18 protein-coding genes are annotated in these 18,052 nt (G+C 33.2%); 3 read left to right on the forward strand and 15 right to left on the reverse strand.

All coding sequences use genetic code 11. The features are described from left to right. Nucleotides 1-630: 630 nt before the first annotated feature. From galU to ACJDU8_RS01445, 8 genes are all read right to left on the reverse strand, one after another. Nucleotides 631-1,509, reverse strand: a complete 879-nt coding sequence (gene galU / locus ACJDU8_RS01410) for a UTP--glucose-1-phosphate uridylyltransferase GalU (RefSeq protein WP_406790365.1) — start codon at nucleotides 1,507-1,509, stop codon at nucleotides 631-633. Nucleotides 1,510-1,704: 195 nt separating this feature from the next. Continuing rightward, a complete protein-coding gene (locus ACJDU8_RS01415) occupies nucleotides 1,705-1,923 on the reverse strand; it encodes a hypothetical protein (RefSeq protein WP_406790366.1) in 219 nt (72 codons plus the stop codon). 655 nt (nucleotides 1,924-2,578) lie between these two features. Then, nucleotides 2,579-2,791, reverse strand: a complete 213-nt coding sequence (locus tag ACJDU8_RS01420) for a hypothetical protein (protein ID WP_406790367.1) — start codon at nucleotides 2,789-2,791, stop codon at nucleotides 2,579-2,581. Next, nucleotides 2,788-3,120: a hypothetical protein gene (locus ACJDU8_RS01425; protein ID WP_406790368.1), complete on the reverse strand. Its 333-nt coding sequence runs from the start codon at nucleotides 3,118-3,120 to the stop codon at nucleotides 2,788-2,790. Before ACJDU8_RS01425 ends, ACJDU8_RS01420 begins: the two co-directional genes overlap by 4 nt. A 15-nt stretch (nucleotides 3,121-3,135) precedes the next feature. Further along, nucleotides 3,136-3,633 (reverse strand): hypothetical protein, encoded by a 498-nt coding sequence (locus ACJDU8_RS01430; protein ID WP_406790369.1) that lies wholly within the window; start codon nucleotides 3,631-3,633, stop codon nucleotides 3,136-3,138. A 41-nt stretch (nucleotides 3,634-3,674) separates the two neighbouring features. Further along, nucleotides 3,675-4,058 carry a hypothetical protein gene (locus ACJDU8_RS01435; protein ID WP_406790370.1) on the reverse strand — a complete coding sequence of 128 codons (384 nt, stop codon included), beginning with the start codon at nucleotides 4,056-4,058 and terminating at the stop codon, nucleotides 3,675-3,677. Beyond that, nucleotides 4,055-5,110, reverse strand: coding sequence for a ParB N-terminal domain-containing protein (locus ACJDU8_RS01440; protein WP_406790371.1), 1,056 nt, complete (start codon nucleotides 5,108-5,110; stop codon nucleotides 4,055-4,057). The genes ACJDU8_RS01435 and ACJDU8_RS01440 overlap by 4 nt, the downstream gene beginning before the upstream one ends. Before the next feature lie 153 nt (nucleotides 5,111-5,263). Then, the gene (locus ACJDU8_RS01445) at nucleotides 5,264-5,479 is read right to left on the reverse strand and encodes a hypothetical protein (RefSeq protein WP_406790372.1); all 216 of its coding nucleotides are present in this window, start codon (nucleotides 5,477-5,479) and stop codon (nucleotides 5,264-5,266) included. A 163-nt stretch (nucleotides 5,480-5,642) separates the two neighbouring features. On the opposite strand from ACJDU8_RS01445, the gene ACJDU8_RS01450 reads away from it, so the two are divergent. From ACJDU8_RS01450 to ACJDU8_RS01460, 3 genes are all read left to right on the forward strand, one after another. Then, nucleotides 5,643-5,960 carry a helix-turn-helix domain-containing protein gene (locus ACJDU8_RS01450; protein WP_406790373.1) on the forward strand — a complete coding sequence of 106 codons (318 nt, stop codon included), beginning with the start codon at nucleotides 5,643-5,645 and terminating at the stop codon, nucleotides 5,958-5,960. A gap of 22 nt (nucleotides 5,961-5,982) precedes the next feature. After that, complete coding sequence (locus ACJDU8_RS01455; RefSeq protein ID WP_406790374.1) at nucleotides 5,983-6,444, forward strand: hypothetical protein; 462 nt, start codon at nucleotides 5,983-5,985, stop codon at nucleotides 6,442-6,444. Between the two features lie 83 nt (nucleotides 6,445-6,527). Continuing rightward, nucleotides 6,528-7,613, forward strand: coding sequence for a site-specific integrase (locus ACJDU8_RS01460; protein WP_406790375.1), 1,086 nt, complete (start codon nucleotides 6,528-6,530; stop codon nucleotides 7,611-7,613). A gap of 46 nt (nucleotides 7,614-7,659) precedes the next feature. Here ACJDU8_RS01460 and ACJDU8_RS01465 read toward each other — a convergent pair whose 3' ends face one another. The 7 genes from ACJDU8_RS01465 to ACJDU8_RS01495 form a co-directional block, all read right to left on the reverse strand. Continuing rightward, a complete protein-coding gene (locus ACJDU8_RS01465) occupies nucleotides 7,660-9,399 on the reverse strand; it encodes an ABC transporter ATP-binding protein (protein WP_406790569.1) in 1,740 nt (579 codons plus the stop codon). Nucleotides 9,400-9,588: 189 nt separating this feature from the next. Then, complete coding sequence (locus ACJDU8_RS01470; protein WP_406790376.1) at nucleotides 9,589-11,343, reverse strand: M56 family metallopeptidase; 1,755 nt, start codon at nucleotides 11,341-11,343, stop codon at nucleotides 9,589-9,591. A 59-nt stretch (nucleotides 11,344-11,402) separates the two neighbouring features. Continuing rightward, entirely contained in the window at nucleotides 11,403-11,783 is a 381-nt protein-coding gene (locus tag ACJDU8_RS01475; protein WP_406790377.1) for a BlaI/MecI/CopY family transcriptional regulator, read from the reverse strand. A gap of 175 nt (nucleotides 11,784-11,958) precedes the next feature. Then, nucleotides 11,959-12,858: an SDR family oxidoreductase gene (locus tag ACJDU8_RS01480; RefSeq protein WP_406790378.1), complete on the reverse strand. Its 900-nt coding sequence runs from the start codon at nucleotides 12,856-12,858 to the stop codon at nucleotides 11,959-11,961. An 81-nt stretch (nucleotides 12,859-12,939) separates the two neighbouring features. Further along, nucleotides 12,940-15,573 carry a bifunctional acetaldehyde-CoA/alcohol dehydrogenase gene (gene adhE, locus ACJDU8_RS01485; RefSeq protein ID WP_406790379.1) on the reverse strand — a complete coding sequence of 878 codons (2,634 nt, stop codon included), beginning with the start codon at nucleotides 15,571-15,573 and terminating at the stop codon, nucleotides 12,940-12,942. Nucleotides 15,574-15,684: 111 nt separating this feature from the next. Continuing rightward, nucleotides 15,685-17,358, reverse strand: coding sequence for a LolA family protein (locus tag ACJDU8_RS01490; RefSeq protein ID WP_406790380.1), 1,674 nt, complete (start codon nucleotides 17,356-17,358; stop codon nucleotides 15,685-15,687). Between the two features lie 18 nt (nucleotides 17,359-17,376). Beyond that, nucleotides 17,377-17,901: an RNA polymerase sigma factor gene (locus ACJDU8_RS01495; protein WP_406790570.1), complete on the reverse strand. Its 525-nt coding sequence runs from the start codon at nucleotides 17,899-17,901 to the stop codon at nucleotides 17,377-17,379. Nucleotides 17,902-18,052: the final 151 nt, after the last annotated feature.

An 18,052-nucleotide genomic window follows, 5' to 3' on the forward strand; every position in this document is an offset into this window, starting at 1 on the left:
CATCTACCCATAGTTTTGGTTGATACATGATATATATTTTTCACCTGGTTTACGGGTACCTGTTGCCAACATACCTGATATAATATATTTTTTTCATCTTCGGTAAGAAGGCTGAACCCTACATTAATACTGGATATTTCATTCTTAAGTCTGGATACCTTGTTACACTTTTTCAAATAATTCTTATACTAAATTTTATTATTCCTGTCAGGTTCTATACACTCACCTTCCAGCATCTTTATTTCATGCAGTTTCCAGAAATATAACTTTAAATCCTCACATTCTATCTTATCCTTTATCATGATAGGACCTCCCCCTATTTCTAAATTTCTTATTTATTTTAATTACTAATATTGGTTACTTTTAAATAATAAATTTCTAAAATCAATTATTTCCCCTTTTTTAGAGTGGTATAAAAGCTCTCTCTATTTTATCTGTCTAACAGCACCCTTAATTCTTTTATAACTTCTATGCCTCATAAGTTTCTCTATATCAGAAAAGGAGAGGTTTTCGCCTCTCCTTAATTTATCTTCATTCAGTTTTTCACTTTGATGAATTTTTCTCTATAATTTTCTTCAATTTAATAACTCTCTTTATTTCCATATTAAATTGACATTCGTAATTAACCTGTTATTTTATGCTCAATTTTTTACTGATATCAACAATGTAAGAAGTAAGACCTTCCCTCAAATCCTTACGTTTTAAGGCATACTCAATATTAGCTTGTATAAACCCTAATTTTTCTCCTATATCATGCCTTTTTCCTTCAAAACAATATGCATATATTGCTTCTTGCTTTAGTAATTCTCTTAATGCATCTGTAAGCTGAATTTCCCCACCTTTGCCTGGTTTGGTTCTCTCCAGTATGTCAAATATTTCAGGAGTTATTATATACCTACCCAAAATAGCAATATTAGATGGAGATTCTTCTTTCTTAGGTTTTTCAATCATATTTTTTACCTTGTGAACCCTATTCTCAATTTCTATACTATCAATAATACCATATTTTGATACATCTTCTTTGTTAACTGATTGTACTCCCAAAATTGAAGTATTATATTCATCATAGCAATCAATTAATTGCTTTAGACATGGAACATTACTATCTACTATGTCGTCCCCCAACATAACTGCAAATGCTTCATTACCAACAAAAGCTTTAGCAAGACTTATAGCATGACCTAATCCTTTTGGCTCTTTTTGGCGCACATAATATATGTTGACCATATTACTTATACCCTGGACCAACTCTAATAATTCTTCCTTATTATTACTCTTCAACTCATCTTCAAGCTCAACAGATTTATCAAAATGATCTTCAATAGATTTTTTATTTTTACCTAGAATTATTAATATTTCTTTAATGCCAGAATTAACGGCTTCTTCAACTACATATTGGATTGTAGGTTTATCTACTATGGGTAGCATTTCTTTAGGCTGTGCCTTTGTAGCAGGTAAAAATCTTGTACCCAAACCTGCTGCTGGAATTACTGCTTTCTTTATACTCATAATATTTGCCACCTTCACATATTTATCTAAAATAAGCATATCCATTTTTAAACTTTTTTATAAATAAAAGCACTTACTTTTTAGTGTTTTTTAATATTTACTATGGCAGTTGCACTTCAGTTTAATGTGCCCTGCAACCACAGACACTACTCTGGTAATTACCATTACATTAGCTAAATGTTTTAAAATTTATTTTTAATTAACGCTTAAATGTCTGATATATATAGAAAGTTGAAATGGAATGTTGGTATATCCATCAAATGTAATCAATCCTGGATCAGGTTTAGGTATTACTTCAACTTCACAATTTCTATTTAGTCTTTTATGTTCAAATTTGATTTTTCTTATTTTATCTTCCGAATTTTGTAATCTATTTGTGCTATATCCCATGGTAATATTAGGAAAGTCATACATCATTTTCACCCTTTCAGACAGTTATTTTCACTTTCGCTAAGGTATTTCCTTAGGACATTTATAAGTATATATAGTATTTGTTACAACTTAGTGGCATACTTATTAAATACTTGTTACAAACTTGATCATTTTATGAATATTATAGAAGCAAGCTCCTTAGATGACAGATGCCTATCTCTTTATAATACTTTATAGCAACAAAGGAGCTATTAATAAATGATTTTATATATTTGTTCTTAAAATTTCCTTAAAAACAAAAAATAGCTGACCAAAAAGACACCCAGAATTAACTAAGTGCCTTACCTGCATTATAAGTGTATAAACAAGTATTAAATATGGTATTAATTTTACTTTCGCTTAGCTCCATTATATCATATACTCTGTCAAATTTCCGGACATAAAACGGACATTTTCTTTTAAACTCCCAAGATTTTTATTCCGAACTCTAATGTAGAATGAGAATGGTTAAATTTATTTGGTCCTTTTATAAGGACTTTCTTTTTTTACTTCAAAACTCAGTCTGCAAGCTTTATTTTTACTTTTGCAGGCATTGGGGCAATTCTTATACTTTGTACAGTAAATGCAGCATAAGGCTTCTTTTAAACCCATAGGACATTTACCGACTCTGCAGTAAATCAATTGAAACCATCACCTTTCAATTTATAATTGACCAGGGTACATCAAGGAATGTTACTCTTTTCATTACTCCATAAGCCCTGAGTGCTATAGTAAACATCTGCTCCATGTTTGTCCTTTTACCAAACTTAATACGGTTTTCTCTTATATCATCTGTGGTAATCTGCAATATTTCTTTAAACTCCTGGTCAGTTACTTCAATGCCTCCATTCTCAAATAATTTTTTTATCATGCCTCTTTAACCCTCCAATCCTTTATTTTCCGGAAAATACAAAGTCCATGTTCTATGCTTTTACATTTTCCATCTTTAAAGTAATCGCACTTCAGGTCAGGTTTTCCACAAGTATTAGATATATGCCTTATTTTCTCAGCATTCATTTTAGCTGCACTTACAAGTTTCAGTTTCAATTCCTTATTTTCTTTCTCCAGCAATCCTACTTTGTTCCATAAATTTGTATCAACTTCTGAAAAATTCTCGCAGCTCCCAGTAAGCTCTTCATTTCGCTTTTGCAATTTCAATATTTTCTGCCTTAGATTTTTAATAATTGATTTTTGGTTCATCTGTTTCACCTCCCTCTAATAAGAGCTAAATTTACGACCGTATAAGTTAAAATAGGCTTCGTTACCAAGTCTTGATACCTCTTTCCTTGTCATTATGGGTCTTGTGACAGCTGTTATCATATCCACCCCCTGCCTTCTGATGCGATGATAGAAAGTTCCTTCAGGTATATTATTTTCGTGTGCAAGTTCTAATATTTCTTTAGGATATTTTCTGTTTTTTGAGTTTCTAGAGTACTGCTCACTATCCCATACAGGCTCACTTATGGCTCTTGTAACATCCCATCCGTAAATGTTTAAGCGGTATCTTAAAGTAGCGTAACCTATGCCATTTTTTTGAGCTTCTTCTACTAAATGTTTAGCTATCCTCTTACGCTTTCTAGGTGGCGTATTAACAGCTTTTTCTCTATCCCAACCAAGAGAATGTATCCTATATTCTAAAGTACTTCTGCAAATTCCATTTTTTAAAGCCCTTTCGTAATCTTCAGGAGCTATATAGTAATCATAAATTTGCATTTACTTTCTTCCTCCTCTCTCTTTACTAACTATCCAAATCATCAATAGACATTTGACCTGTTACCTTTATGTCTTCTCTCAATCTTGTTTATAGACTTACTTATACCAATTTTCTGTTTATTGAGTTTCTTATATACCTGTTCAAGTACTTGTCTATTTTCAGTTTTATCTATGTTTACATAGCTGGTATTGCCTTCTGTGTCACCATAAGTAAAGAATGTCCTGATGTTATTTTCATCCTTGTATTTTCTTATAAGGCCATTGGCAAGCCTGCCTAAATCCTGATAGTATAATGTTTTATAGTCATAAGAATAGTGAGGAATAATAAGAGCTATAACGGTATCTTTAGTAACAGTGTCCAGCATTCCTATTTGTTCAACTATCTTCTTTCTGGCCATTGGATCAAGTCTTATGTGCCTTGTCATTTCTTTTTCACCTCCTTAAAGTAGCTTTGAAATTTACATAAATTTTGTATGGCTGATTCTATAGACTTAAGTTCCATTTCTATTTCCTCCTGGCTTTCATATATAACACTCCATGCCTGTAGGCATTGAAGTTCAGTCCAGAGCATAGAAACTTTATGGACATCATCTTCATATTTTTTACAGTGCTTATAACATTTGTTATACTGCTCTTCTGTTAAATTATTCAAGTCTGTTATACCGAAGATGGTATCTCTTTCAGGTTTTCTGAATTTATCAAGGACCACTGCATTTTCAGGAAGTGACTTTTGGAGCTCTTCAAGCTGCTGCCTTTCCTCTAGTTCTTCTTTTTCTTTCTGTCTTTCCTCTTCAAATTTTTTCTCGTTTTCTTCGTTCCTTTTCTTGGTCTCAACAGCTGTTTTGGCCACGTTATAGGCTTCATTAACAGATATCTTGCCATCTATAACCATATCCTTATAAACTTTTGGAACTTGCTCTACCATATTTTCTTCAACAAGTTTTTTTGCCCCTGATATGGATTTATCCAGTGCTTTACTTAGAAATTCAGCATTTTCAGTATCACCTTTCTTTCTTAATTCAGTTATTTTATCTACCACGGGTTCCGCCCTCTCTAGTGCTTTTCCACTACCCAGGCCAACACGCTTTGCTACTATATCTCTTGTTTTACCCATATCACTTGGTGGACAATTGTCCACAATGTCTGTTCTAGTTCCTTGTCTCCGTTTTGCTTTCTCTTTTTCAATAACCTTCCATTCCTTAGCTTCATTGACTTTTTGCTCTATTGTTTTATCTCTATACATATTTTCAAGCAGCAGTATTTCAAGCTCTTCTTGTTTACCTTCAAACTTTTTAACTACCACAGGTATATTTTTAACACCTAATGATAAGCAGGCTTTATACCTTCTATGGCCACTAATAATTACATGGTCCTGATTTACATATAAGGGTTTGATATACCCACTACTTTTTATCTTTTCAGCAAGTTCTTTAACATCATCTTCTCCATATATCTCAGCATTTTTGGGATTTGGCATGTGACATACTGAAGCTCTCTGCTATAATCCTGATAAGTTCATACATTGCATTATATTGTTCTTGCCTCATTAACACCTACCTTTCAAATTGCTATGTAGGCATGTTCTAGGCTTCTTTCTGCCTAAGATACTTCGTTTCCGTAATGGCCATATCTACCTTGCTAAAACTTCTTCTAACTTCTCTGCTTTTGCTTTCCAGTATTCCAATTCTCTTTCAAGCCTTCTCCATTCCAAAGGGGAGTGTTTTTCTAGCCTAACTCCTTCTAATTCAGCAACGTATTGTGGGTTAAATCTTATAGATGGGATATTTTTTATTGGGGTTATTATCCTGTCTGCAATATAGTTATCTATTAAAAGATTATTAAACATTTAATCGCCTCCTCTTTTAACCGTTAACGGTTACCTTGATTACATATTGGACCTTTTAATGGTTAAAGTCAACTGTTTTTTTAAAATGTTTTTCCTTTAACGGTAAAATAATTATTGACAAGCGGTAAAATTTTACCTATAGTATAGGAGAGAGGTGATTATAATGGGGTTAGAAATAATCAATAAATTAAAAAAGAAAAAGGGATTAACATCTGAACAATTATCTAAGGAATCAGGAGTTCCATTAGGAACATTAAATAAAATTTTGAATGGCACGACTAAAGATCCAAAGCTTGAGACTCTTAAGGCTTTAGCAAGAGTATTGGACTGCAGTTTAGATGATTTTGATGATAACCCTAAAAAGAAAACCATTAAGGGGGTTGATACCATAGCTGCTCATTTAGAAGGTAAAGACATAACACCACAAAAAATGAAGTTATTAGAAAAATACATAGATGCCCTATTTGAAAACGAAGATTAATTTAAAAAAGGTGGGTGGGAATATGACTTATGACAAATTACTCATGGATGCCGAAAACAGTGGTTTGCCGGTCAATGAAAAGCCACTGAAATATGGACTTAAAGGCGTATACAAAAACAGTAAAATAATCATAGATAAAAAACTCAAAACGTCCGTTGAGAAAAGATGCATACTAGCTGAAGAAATCGGCCATCACGAAACAAGTTATGGTAATATATTAGACCAATCTGATATAAGCAATAGAAAGCAAGAAAAACGTGCTAGAAACTGGACTTATGAGAAATTAGCTGGAATAATTTCAATTGTAAATGCTTATGAAAAAGGTATTAAAAACAGACATGATTTAGCTGAATACTTAAACATAACAGAAATTTTTTTAGAAGAGGCCATTCAACATTATAGAGAAAAATACGGCGTATACTACGAAATAGATACATATATTGTATACTTTGAACCTAGTTTTGGAATTTTAAAAAAGTTTTAAGGGAGGTGGTACACATGTGAGGTACTATATATTTTTTAACCAAATAGTAGAACATAGGTTCTACTAAGGGGGAGGAAAATTACATGGATTACAACGTTACTTATCGGAAAAAGGATAAAGGAGTACAGTTTATTATTTCCTATAAGGATGCAAATGGAAAGTGGAAACAAAAATCAAGACAAGGATTTAAAACACAAAAAGAAGCTAAACCTATAATAAATAAAATAATACAACAATTGGAAAAGGATTTAGACCTACAATCTAAATTGAACAGTAAACTCCAAGGAATAACACTTAAAGAATATCATAAAGCCTTTGTTGAACACCAAAAGCTATATAAGGAACATAATACTATTGAGCACTATAAGGCAACATTTAATGCTTTTTCAGAACTTGATAACTATGAAATGATAAAAATAAAGAATTATGACATTCAAAGATGTGTTGATGAATTAGTTAAAAATGATTACAGCGAGTCTTCAATAAAGGGTTTCTTATCCTCACTTCACTATGCTTTTAATTATGCAATTAAAAAAGAAAAAATTATGTTAGAGAATCCTGTAAAAGATATTGATTTTAAAGTTGAAAAAAATAAGAAAACCAAGATAGCTCTTACAAAAAAGCAGACTGAAGATTTATTAAGTAGAATAAAAAATAAAAAACTTCATCTTATATCAATGGTTGCTGCAAAATGTGGTCTTAGAATAAGTGAAATATTAGGATTAACTTGGAACGATATAGATACCAAAAATAGTATGCTTATAGTTAATAAACAATGGAAAATAGATAAAAAAGGACAGTATAACTTCGGAGAAGTTAAAGCCAAAAACTCAATTAGAAAAGTCCCTATACCAAAAGACCTAATGAAAGAATTCAAAATATATAGAAGCGAAAAGAAAATCTTAGATCTAAGTGATAAAATATTCCACTATAGTTCCAGAGAAGCAATGTCTGCTACGCTTTGTAACACATATAGAAATGCAGGATACAAAATATCCGTACATGAACTTAGGCATACATACGCCACTATGCTTATAGCTAATGGGCTTGACTTTAAAACAACTGCCAATATTTTAGGACATGATGTCAAGCAAACAATGGATACCTATGCTCATGTAACTGACGATATGATTAACAATGCTAGAAGAATAATAAATGAAATCTTCTAACTATTTTTGACGAATTTTTGACGTTAGAAAATAAAATGTTGATTTTTCAAGCATTAAGCCCTTCAAACTGCATATTATAATAGTAAGAATAAATTCCACCTTTATTAAGAAGCTCTCCATGGCTTCCCCTTTCCTTTATTCCTTCGTCATCAATAACTATTATTTCATCTGCATTTTTTATGGTACTGAGTCTGTGGGCAATAACTATACAAGTTCTGTTTTTAGCAAGTTTTTCAAGAGATTTCTGTATAAATCTTTCACTTTCATTATCTAGTGCTGATGTAGCCTCATCCAATATCAAGATAGGAGGATTCTTAAGAAACACTCTGGCAATTGAAATTCTCTGTTTCTGACCTCCCGAAAGCTTGACTCCTCTCTCTCCTACATAAGTATCATAGCCGTTATCAAGAGTCATTATGTAATCATGGATATTGGCTTCTTTAGCCGCCTTTATTATATCTTCATCAGAGGCTTCCGGTTTTCCGTACTTTATATTTTCCTTCAAAGTTCCAGAAAATAAATATACATCCTGCTGGACTATGCCAATAGAATTTCTAAGTGATTCAATGGTAACATCTCTTACGTCCATTCCATCTATCATAACGGAACCTGATGAAACATCATAAAATCTTGGAAGAAGTGAACAAAGCGTCGTCTTCCCCCCTCCTGAAGGTCCTACAAATGCAATTTTTCTACCAGCTTCTATTTTTATATTTACATTATTAAGTACCTGTTTCTCTTCATTGTAACTAAAAGAAACATTTTTATATTCTATATTACCCTTTACATTTTTAAGAGACGCAGCTCCTTTTTTATTTACTATCTTAGGTTCAGTATCTACAATCTTCATAAATCTTTTAAATCCCGCAAACCCCTTTTGAAACTGTTCGGCAAAATTCACGAGTATATCTATAGGATTTATAAATATATTGATATAAAGAGCATAAACAGCCAGATCTGATACTCTCAGGGAACCATCTGCTATAAAAAACGCACCTGTAACAAGTATAACTACATATAAAAGCCCTTCAAAAAAAGCATTTCCTGCTATAAATCTGCCCATTATTTTATAACTTTTTTCCCTTGAAATACGATATGCATTGTTGCTTTTATCAAATTTCCTCTTTTCAACGGCCTCATTAGCAAAAGATTTTACAATCCTTATTCCCAAAAGACTGTCCTGGACAGAGGAATTTATATTCCCCATTTTTTTTCTATTATCAAAGAATATCCTCTGCATTTTCTTGTTTTGTTGAATTGAAAATACAACCATTACTACCGTTACTGCAAAAAGTATAAAGGTCATTTTAAAATTAATGAGCATCAATATTATAAAAGAACCTATTATTTTAATTGCAGAGATAAATACATTTTCCGGTCCATGATGGGCAAGTTCCGATATATCAAATAAGTCTGATACAAGTATTGACATCATCTGTCCTGTATTATTTTCATCATAATAAGAAAAAGACATTTTCTGAAGGTGATAAAATAAATCCTTTCTCATATTGTTTTCCATCCTTGCCCCCATAATATGTCCCCAGGAAGCAATAAAATACTGACAGAAATATTTAACTATGTACAAGGCCAGTAAAGCTATACCAATATATAGTATGGAATTAAGTATTATAGTTCTATCTTTTATAAAAACATTTTTTGATAAATAACCTAAAATTAAAGGAAATGATAAATCTACTAATGAAACCACAAGTGCACAAAATATATCCGTATAAAAAAGAAACTTATAAGGCCTGTAGTATTGTAAAAACTTTTTAATTATTTTTATCAAACCTGTTATCCTCCTTTCTAACATTTAATTAAATGCAATTTTTTCCATGTACCTTTATAAAAAATTAATCCCTATTATAACATGACATATAACCTATGTAAAGTTATAATGCACAATCTATTTCTTAAACCAGATACTGAATGAAAATAAAAGTAGACAGATAGTGGAAGACTTTGGATAGGATTTTTACTCTGATTTTCCAATCATAAATATTGAAGATACAGGACGCTGACCTTTTGCATATGCTGGTTTATTTATAATATTGCCCTTATAATACATTGTGGAAGAACTTCCCCCATCTAGGACTGCTGCGGTGTAAGCCCCGTTTTCAAGTAAAACCTGCTGTAATTGAAACAAGGAGCCACCCACAGAATCAACACTTCTTCCATCGATTACAGCCATCAAAACCGTTCCATCTTTTCTTTGAGCTATGGCAGTTCTTGGATCTATTCCAGCCAGTTGCTCGTCTTCTTTTAATAATGGCTTTCCCTTTTCAATAAGTGATGCTTGGGAATTTACAGCTTCAGTCACATTCATTTTTTTCAAATCTTCAATTGAATACTGTCCTGAGATCAATACATTTTTATCAGTAAATCCTGCTATATTGCAATATCTTACATTTCCAGGGTTATTGTATACTACATTTCCATTATGAATTATTATACCAAAGTCAGTTTCAGGCAGCGTACGTTTACTATTAATATCATCCTCAGTTGAAATATAACTAGCATTTATGGCACAGAGGGCTGTGTTCTCTCCGGCAAGTTCACCTGTAGTCTTATTGTTTTTTAAAAGTTCTTTAGTATAACCAACTTCAACCTTAGATGGATTTTTTATCACAAGTATTTTTCCCTTAAATGTTCTTGATTGTATACTCAATTCCTCTATATTATTAAATGTTTTTTGAATGTTATTATTGTAAACTGCTGTTATATTTCTAGGGTTAGTCAATATTATACCTCCAATTACAAGCAAGACAGTAATAGATACTGCAGTCCATCTGTATGAACTTTTTTTAAATAATGAAATCATGGTAATTCTCCTCTTAATTTCCTTTTTATTATTTATAATACAATCCAATCCGTAAGCTGGATTAGATTCTTTATACGCTTCTAAAAGTGTTATAATCGTATATCCATATTTACTGCAATTACAATAGTTTAATGCCATTTCATCGCAAGCCAGTTCTTTGTCCTGTTCCATTTTAAAAAAGGCATACCAGAGTATAGGATTAAACCAGTGCATTATTTTTAATATGGAAACTAAAAAATCTACAAGCATATCCTTTCTTTTTAGATGGGCTAGTTCATGAAAAATAATACAAGATAATTGCTCCTGACTAATTACCTTATTGATATTTGAAGGCAGCAGTATCTTAGGATGGATAAATCCAAAAATTGCAGGACTTTTTACAATATCAGTGCTTATAATTTCTACATGTTTATTTATGTGCATTTTTTGTCTGCAGTTATTGAGAATTTCAATAAATTCAATTTCATTAACCATTTTTTCTTTCCGCAATTTAGCATAAAATGCTGCAGTAGTTATGAAAATACTCATAGTTAAAATAATACATATTAACATCCATACAGCAGCACATATTTCAAAGTAAAACATTTTAGTTTTAGGATAGCTTAATCTATTTGCATCAATATTTTTAGGTTTTACTGAAGCATAATCATTTGAAACTTCCTCAAATTTATCAGTAGGGCCATTTATTACTGATTTATCCATAGAATAATTCTTTATATAATTGTCCTGTATAATTTTATTTCCAGGTAAATGGTATAAATTATATATACTAAAAGAAGTTTGGGGAGCATATGGGATTAAGAGCCTGACTATTAAAAAAATCCACAGACAATTTATCAATCTAATTTGAAGCTTTTCTTTAAATAAAAATTTTAAAATAAGTATTAAAAGAGCAAATATACTCCCCATAATTGTGGAGTGTATTGTAAACTAAAAAACAGATAAAAGCATCACCATACATTCACCATTTAACCTTTCTTCTTATCTAAAATTTGCTTAAGCTTATCAATTTCTTCTTCTGATAATTTACTCTCATTTATGAAATTTTCCAGCATGCTGTTTAAAGAACCATTGAACACACGTTTTATGAAAGATTCACTTTCTACTTTTATGCATTCACTTTCAGAAACAAGGGCAAAATAGTGATATGTTTTATTGTCTTTTTCATCAATTTTGTAGTTTATTATTTTCTTCTTTAGAAGTCTATTTATTAAAGTTCTAATAGTATTAGGCCGCCAGTTTGTGGTCTTTGATATTTCATCTACTATCTCCCTTGCTGTACAGTATTTATTTGACCAGATTACTTTCATAACCTGCCATTCAGCATCAGATATTTTAGGTGTACTCATATTTAATTTCCTCCTATTACAAATGTAATATATAATTCTATATTACATTTGTAATAGGTCCTTGTCAAGCATTTCACCCTAAAATTTACATCTTAGCCGAAAAATTTTAAGGTGAATAAAAAACAAAGCCTATCAAGAAATTAATCATAACAGGCTTATTACTTCTCATAGAGATTTAAGAACCTATAAATCCTCCACCATTTACATGAAATATTTGTCCCGTAACATAAGTGGAATCATCAGATGCCAGATAAACATATACTGGTGCAAGTTCAACAGGCTGTCCTGCTCTCTTCATAGGAGTATCCGTACCAAAAGTTGTAATATATTCTGCTGAATAACTTGAAGGTTGAAGAGGAGTCCAAACAGGCCCTGGAGCTACACCATTAACACGTATGCCTCTTGATACCAGCGAAAGGGATAATGATCGGGTAAAACTTACAATGGCACCTTTGGTAGATGAATAATCAATAAGGAGCTTACTGCCTGCATAAGCCGTAATGGAAGCCGTGTTTATAATTACACTTCCCTTTTTAAGATGAGGTAAAGCTGCCTTAGTAACATGAAATAATGGAAATATATTAGTACGGAAAGTATCCTCCAACTGCTCCGTACTAATATCTTCCAGCCTACTCTGTGGAAATTGTACCCCTGCATTATTGATTAGTACATCTAAACATCCAAAATCAGAAATAGTATCTTCAACTATTTGTTTACAAAAAGATTCTTCTCTCAAATCGCCAGGAATTAAAATGCACTTACTACCTTCATTTTCTACCAGTTCTTTTGTTTCTTTTGCATCCTTATGTTCATTAAAATATACAATGGCAATATCTGCTCCTTCTTTTGCAAAAGCTAGTGACACAGCTCTTCCTATACCGCTGTCTCCACCTGTAATCAAGACAACCTTATGTTGTAACTTGCCGCTTCCCCTGTAATCAGGGTTGTTAAATATTGGTCTCGGACACATAATATACTCAAGCCCCGGCTGAACAGGTTGATGCTGGGGTGGGAATGCTACGGGTACATCCTTGCATTCTCTTTTATAACCTAAGTATGGATAGTAAAACTTCAAATATACTCCTCCTAAGAATATCTACTTAAATAGTATATGTGAACACTCCATTTATGTTATCAAGTGATTAATTTTTAATCACTATCTTTCTGCCACAGGTATCTTTAGTTTTTCTTCTTCTACAACAGGACTTACTTTATCAAAGGCATTTATATACATCTGCTTTATTTCACTTATAAGCGGATACCTTGGATTTGCTCCTGTACACTGATCATCAAAGGCCTGTTCCGACATATCATCTAAGCTAGCATAAAATTTATTTTCCATAACTCCAGCTTCTCTGATGGTTTTAGGGATATTTATCTTTTCCTTTAATTCATCTATTGCTTTTATCAGAAGTCCTACCTTTTCATCTTCACTATTTCCGCCTAACTGCAGATGATCAGCTATTCTGGCATATCTCCACTTGGCATTGGGGTATTTATACTGAGGAAATATTGCCTGTTTTCTCGGATCATTTACTGCATTGAATTTTATAACTTCATCTATCATAAGTGCATTGGCAATTCCATGAGGTATATGGTGTGCAGCTCCTAATTTGTGGCCCATGGAGTGGCATACTCCTAAAAATGCATTGGCAAATGCCATACCTGCCATAGTTGAAGCATGTGCCATTTTTTCTCTGGCTTTTACATTAGTAGTTCCTTCCGCATAAGCCAGCGGTAAATACTTAAATATCAATCTTACTGCTTCAAGTGCCAGCCCATTGGTATATTCTGAAGCCATTACGGATACATAAGCCTCCAAAGCGTGGGTCAGTGCATCTATACCCGATGCTGCAGTTAGCCCCTTTGGCATATTCATCATAAGCTCTGCATCAATTATAGCCATATCTGGTGTTAATTCATAATCCGCCAGAGGGTATTTGGCTCCTGTTTTTTCATCAGTAATTACTGTAAACGGAGTAACCTCTGATCCTGTTCCTGCAGATGTAGCCACCGAAATCATCATGGCTTTTTCGCCCATCTTAGGGAATGTATAAACTCTCTTTCTTATATCCATAAATCTCATGGCCAGGTCTTCAAATTTTATTTCAGGATGTTCGTACATCACCCACATAATTTTTGCAGCATCCATTGCAGAACCACCACCGACTGATATAATAGTATCCGGATTATATTGAAGCATTTCTGATGAACCTTTTTTAGCTGTGGCAAGGGTTGGATCAGGTTCCACATCTGTAAATATTTTATAACCTACTCCCATTTCTCCAAGAATTTTTGTAATACTATCCGTATATCCTAATTGATAAAGAACTTTATCTGTTACTATGAAGGCCTTCTTCTTATGCATAGTCTTTAATTCTTTCAATGCAACTCCAAGTGAACCATATTTAAAATAAATTTTTTCAGGAACTCTAAACCAAAGCATGTTTTCTCTCCTCTCCGCAATACTTTTTATATTCAACAAATGTTTTGGCCCCACATTTTCTGATATGGAGTTTCCTCCCCAGGAACCGCAGCCAAGGGTCAATGAAGGAGCCAGTTTAAAGTTATATAAATCGCCTATAGCTCCCTGTGCTGACGGCATATTTATAAGGGTTCTGCCTGTCTTCATAGCTTCACCGAATTTTTCCACTTTTTCTTTTTGGGTCATAGTATTTACATAAAGTACAGAAGTATGCCCTATGCCTCCCAATTCAACCAGTCTTGCTGCTTTTTCCAGACCATCATTGAAATCTTTAACCCTGTACATGGCAAGAACCGGAGATAATTTTTCACGGGAGAATGGTTCTTCAAGTTCTACAGATTCTACTTCCCCTATAAGTATCTTTGTTCTCTCAGGCACTTTCACTCCTGCCATTTCTGCTATTTTACAAGCACTCTGTCCAACAATATCAGGGCTTATGCTTCCATTGACTAAAATAGTCTTTCTGACTTTATCTATTTCGTCATTTTTCAGTATATAGCCCCCTCTTTCTGAAAATTCTCTTCTCACTTCCTCATATACTCCATCTAATACCATTACCGACTGTTCCGAGGCACAAATTACACCATGGTCAAAGCTTTTTGAAAGAAGTATGGAGTTTACTGCCATTTTAATATTTGCACTGTCATCAATTATAACCGGGGTATTTCCAGGACCAACTCCTATGGCAGGTTTTCCCGATGAATAAGCTGCCCTAACCATACCTGGCCCGCCTGTAGCAAGAATTAAATCTGCCTCCTTCATTACTAACTGAGAAAGTTCAATTGACGGTTCATCTATCCATCCTATAATTTCTGCCGGTGCCCCTGCCTCAACTGCAGCATCAAGGACTATTTTTGCTGCAGCAACAGTTGATCTTTTAGCTCTAGGATGAGGTGAAAAAACTATGCCATTTCGGGTTTTAAGAGCTATTAGAGCTTTGAATATTGCCGTAGAGGTGGGATTTGTAGTGGGCACAACTGCTGCAATAACACCTACAGGTTCTGCAATTCTGACCATACCAAAGCCTTCATCTCTTTCTAAAACCCCGCAGGTCTGTTCATCCTTATATTTATTGTACACATATTCTGAAACAAAATGGTTTTTAATAACTTTATCTTCTACAATTCCCATGCCAGTTTCTTCTACAGCCATTTTAGCAAGTTTTATTCTGGCACTATTGGCTGCCATAGCTGCATGCTTAAAAATCTCATCTACCTGTTCCTGAGTATAAGTAGAAAATTTCTCCTGTGCCTCTCTTACCTTTTCTAATTTTTCCATTAATTCCTCAACATTTGTAACTTTCATAAGTAACACCTCTTTTTTAATTTTCTAATAGTGTTAGCATATGTATGGTATATTTATTCTTCCAAGCAAAAAAGTTGTAGAAAACTACAACTTTTTTAAAGTAAAATACTATTATTGATTTTTCAATGGGTCATATCCAACTACAGTCCATATCCCTGTATTATCTTCTCTTATAAGTCTTTTTAAATACACTCTTTTTATAGTAGTCTTATCTCCGCCTACCTCTATAATTGCCTCTTTGCCGGTATTTTTAATCACCTTTAATTCTTCATATTTAATAGGATACTCCCCTTGAATACCTTCAGGTGAAATTTTTAAACTTGCGAAAACCTGAGCTACAAAAACAGGATCTAATTTCCATGGGGAATGTCCTGCATCCACATTTTTCTGTTCCTGTTCTTCTACTTTTAAATCAACAGGAACTTCAACTTGTGGTTTGCCTGATGATTGTTCTTTTGATGATACATCAACTATACCGCTAGTTAAGCCCTTTATAAACACTTCTAACTCTTCTAAATAAGTGTTGCCAATGACAGCATATTCAAAGCCATCTTGCTTCCACCTAACCGAACTTATACCTGTTATATCTGCATAAGCCCCTTGTCCTTGAAGAACTCCTGCCTCACTTTGTATAGGCGATTGAATTTCTGCTATATTGTTGTTTACCTTTCCTAAAGCTGCCATGGATGCTGGTTTAAATTCACTATCAGATTTTTTTTGTAAAATCACAACCTTCTTTTTGTTATCTTTAGAGGTATAATTTATTTTGACAACCTTAGCATCATTTACTATGGATATATTGTTTTGAATAAATGATGATGGTACATTTTCAGGTATTGTAGGTGTAAATCCCAAGATTTCTTTAACATCTTCCAGACTATTTACAATTTGCTCCGTATTTGTATCTATTTCTTTAAACTCTTTTGGTACATTGTAGGCCAAAAGTTCCTTAGGAATGCTTCCAGCAAAATCTATACTTGTATAACATACCTTATATTGAATGGAGTACTGCATGGCAGACTGCTTTTGCAGCGGCATTTTAGTGTCTTTATCAATCCATATTTTATAAGGGCTTCCCCCCTTTGGAGTTACTTCCATTACAATAGCAGATCTTCCTGAAACTTTCTCCTCACCTACAATCTTAGTTTCGAGTGCATTTTTTACGTCATCTATTTCTTTTCCCAACTCAAATGTAAAACTATAGGAATCTGGAAAAGCAGCTAATACCTCTACTTCCTTTTGCCCGGGCTGAATCTGCCACTTCTTTTGTCCATTATTTACAGTAATCACACCCTTTTCTACTCCTTCCAACCCTTTAACATAATATTTTCCTTCCTTATCAGCCCATACTTCAATCTTTGACTGCACTATAGATTTTCCCTGTGCATTAGTTTCTACAACCTGAAGAACCCCATGATAAGCTTTTACTTCCTGAAAAGCCTTCTCCATGGCATAAACCATATCAGACTTTCCAAAAGGCCACAGTATATTCAATATAACAATTAATGCAACAGCAGCAGCTGCAGAAGCTATTCCTAAAAGCCGTCTTTTCCCCGATCTCTTTAAGGATTTTTCCCTCAGAAGCTTCTTGTTTACATTATTAGCCAAATTTTCAACATAGCTATCTTCCGGAAGACTTGGTTCTCTTAAGCTGCGTACTAGCCTTACAGTTTCCAAAAGTTCTTCCATTTCAGGTGTATCTGCTGCGTTTCCATGTTCTTTAGGTTTTTTTTCATCATTTAAACTATCAATATAATCCGTTAACTTCTTTTCTTTATCGGTCATCAATTACACCTCCATAATTTAATACTCATTCTTGAGAATTTTTGTAAGATTTTGTATTGCCCTATATTGTAAGACTCGAATATTGCCCTCTTTTTTATTCATCCGCCTGGCAGTATCCTCTACGGAGAATCCTTTTAATATTCTCAGTTCAATAACAGTGCGCTGTTCCTCATTTAAAAGCTTTAATGCATTTTGTATAACTTCACGCTGTGCCATACCCTCTGTACAATCTTCCACTGACGCTGACTCTGGGTTTATATTATCAAAGTTAACTATGCTGCCCTGCCGTTTGTTTTTACGCCATTTATCTCTCAGGATATTTAGTGAAATAGTTTTTAGAAAACCTACAAATTTATCCACTTTTATATTATTTTTTTGTATATATGAAATAGCCTTAAAATAAGTTTCCTGAGTAATATCTTCAGCTTCTTCACGATTTTGTACTTTAAAGTATATAAAACGATACAGCGGTTCCCATGTAGCCCCACACATCTTCTCAATAGATTTTATGTCATCTACCCCAGTATTCTTTTCATCATCCATCACAAGTTACAACCCCCTTTGCAATTAACTATTTACATTAACAATGACGTCAAAGGCAGGGCAAAAGTTACACTTTAAAACTACTCTTTAATAATATTTTTCACTTTATGACAAAATAAAAAACAAAAGCCGTAACTTTTGTTTTTTGCGT

It is taken from the genome of Candidatus Clostridium eludens, from assembly GCF_045310515.1.
Taxonomy (GTDB): domain Bacteria; phylum Bacillota; class Clostridia; order Clostridiales; family Clostridiaceae; genus Clostridium_B; species Clostridium_B eludens.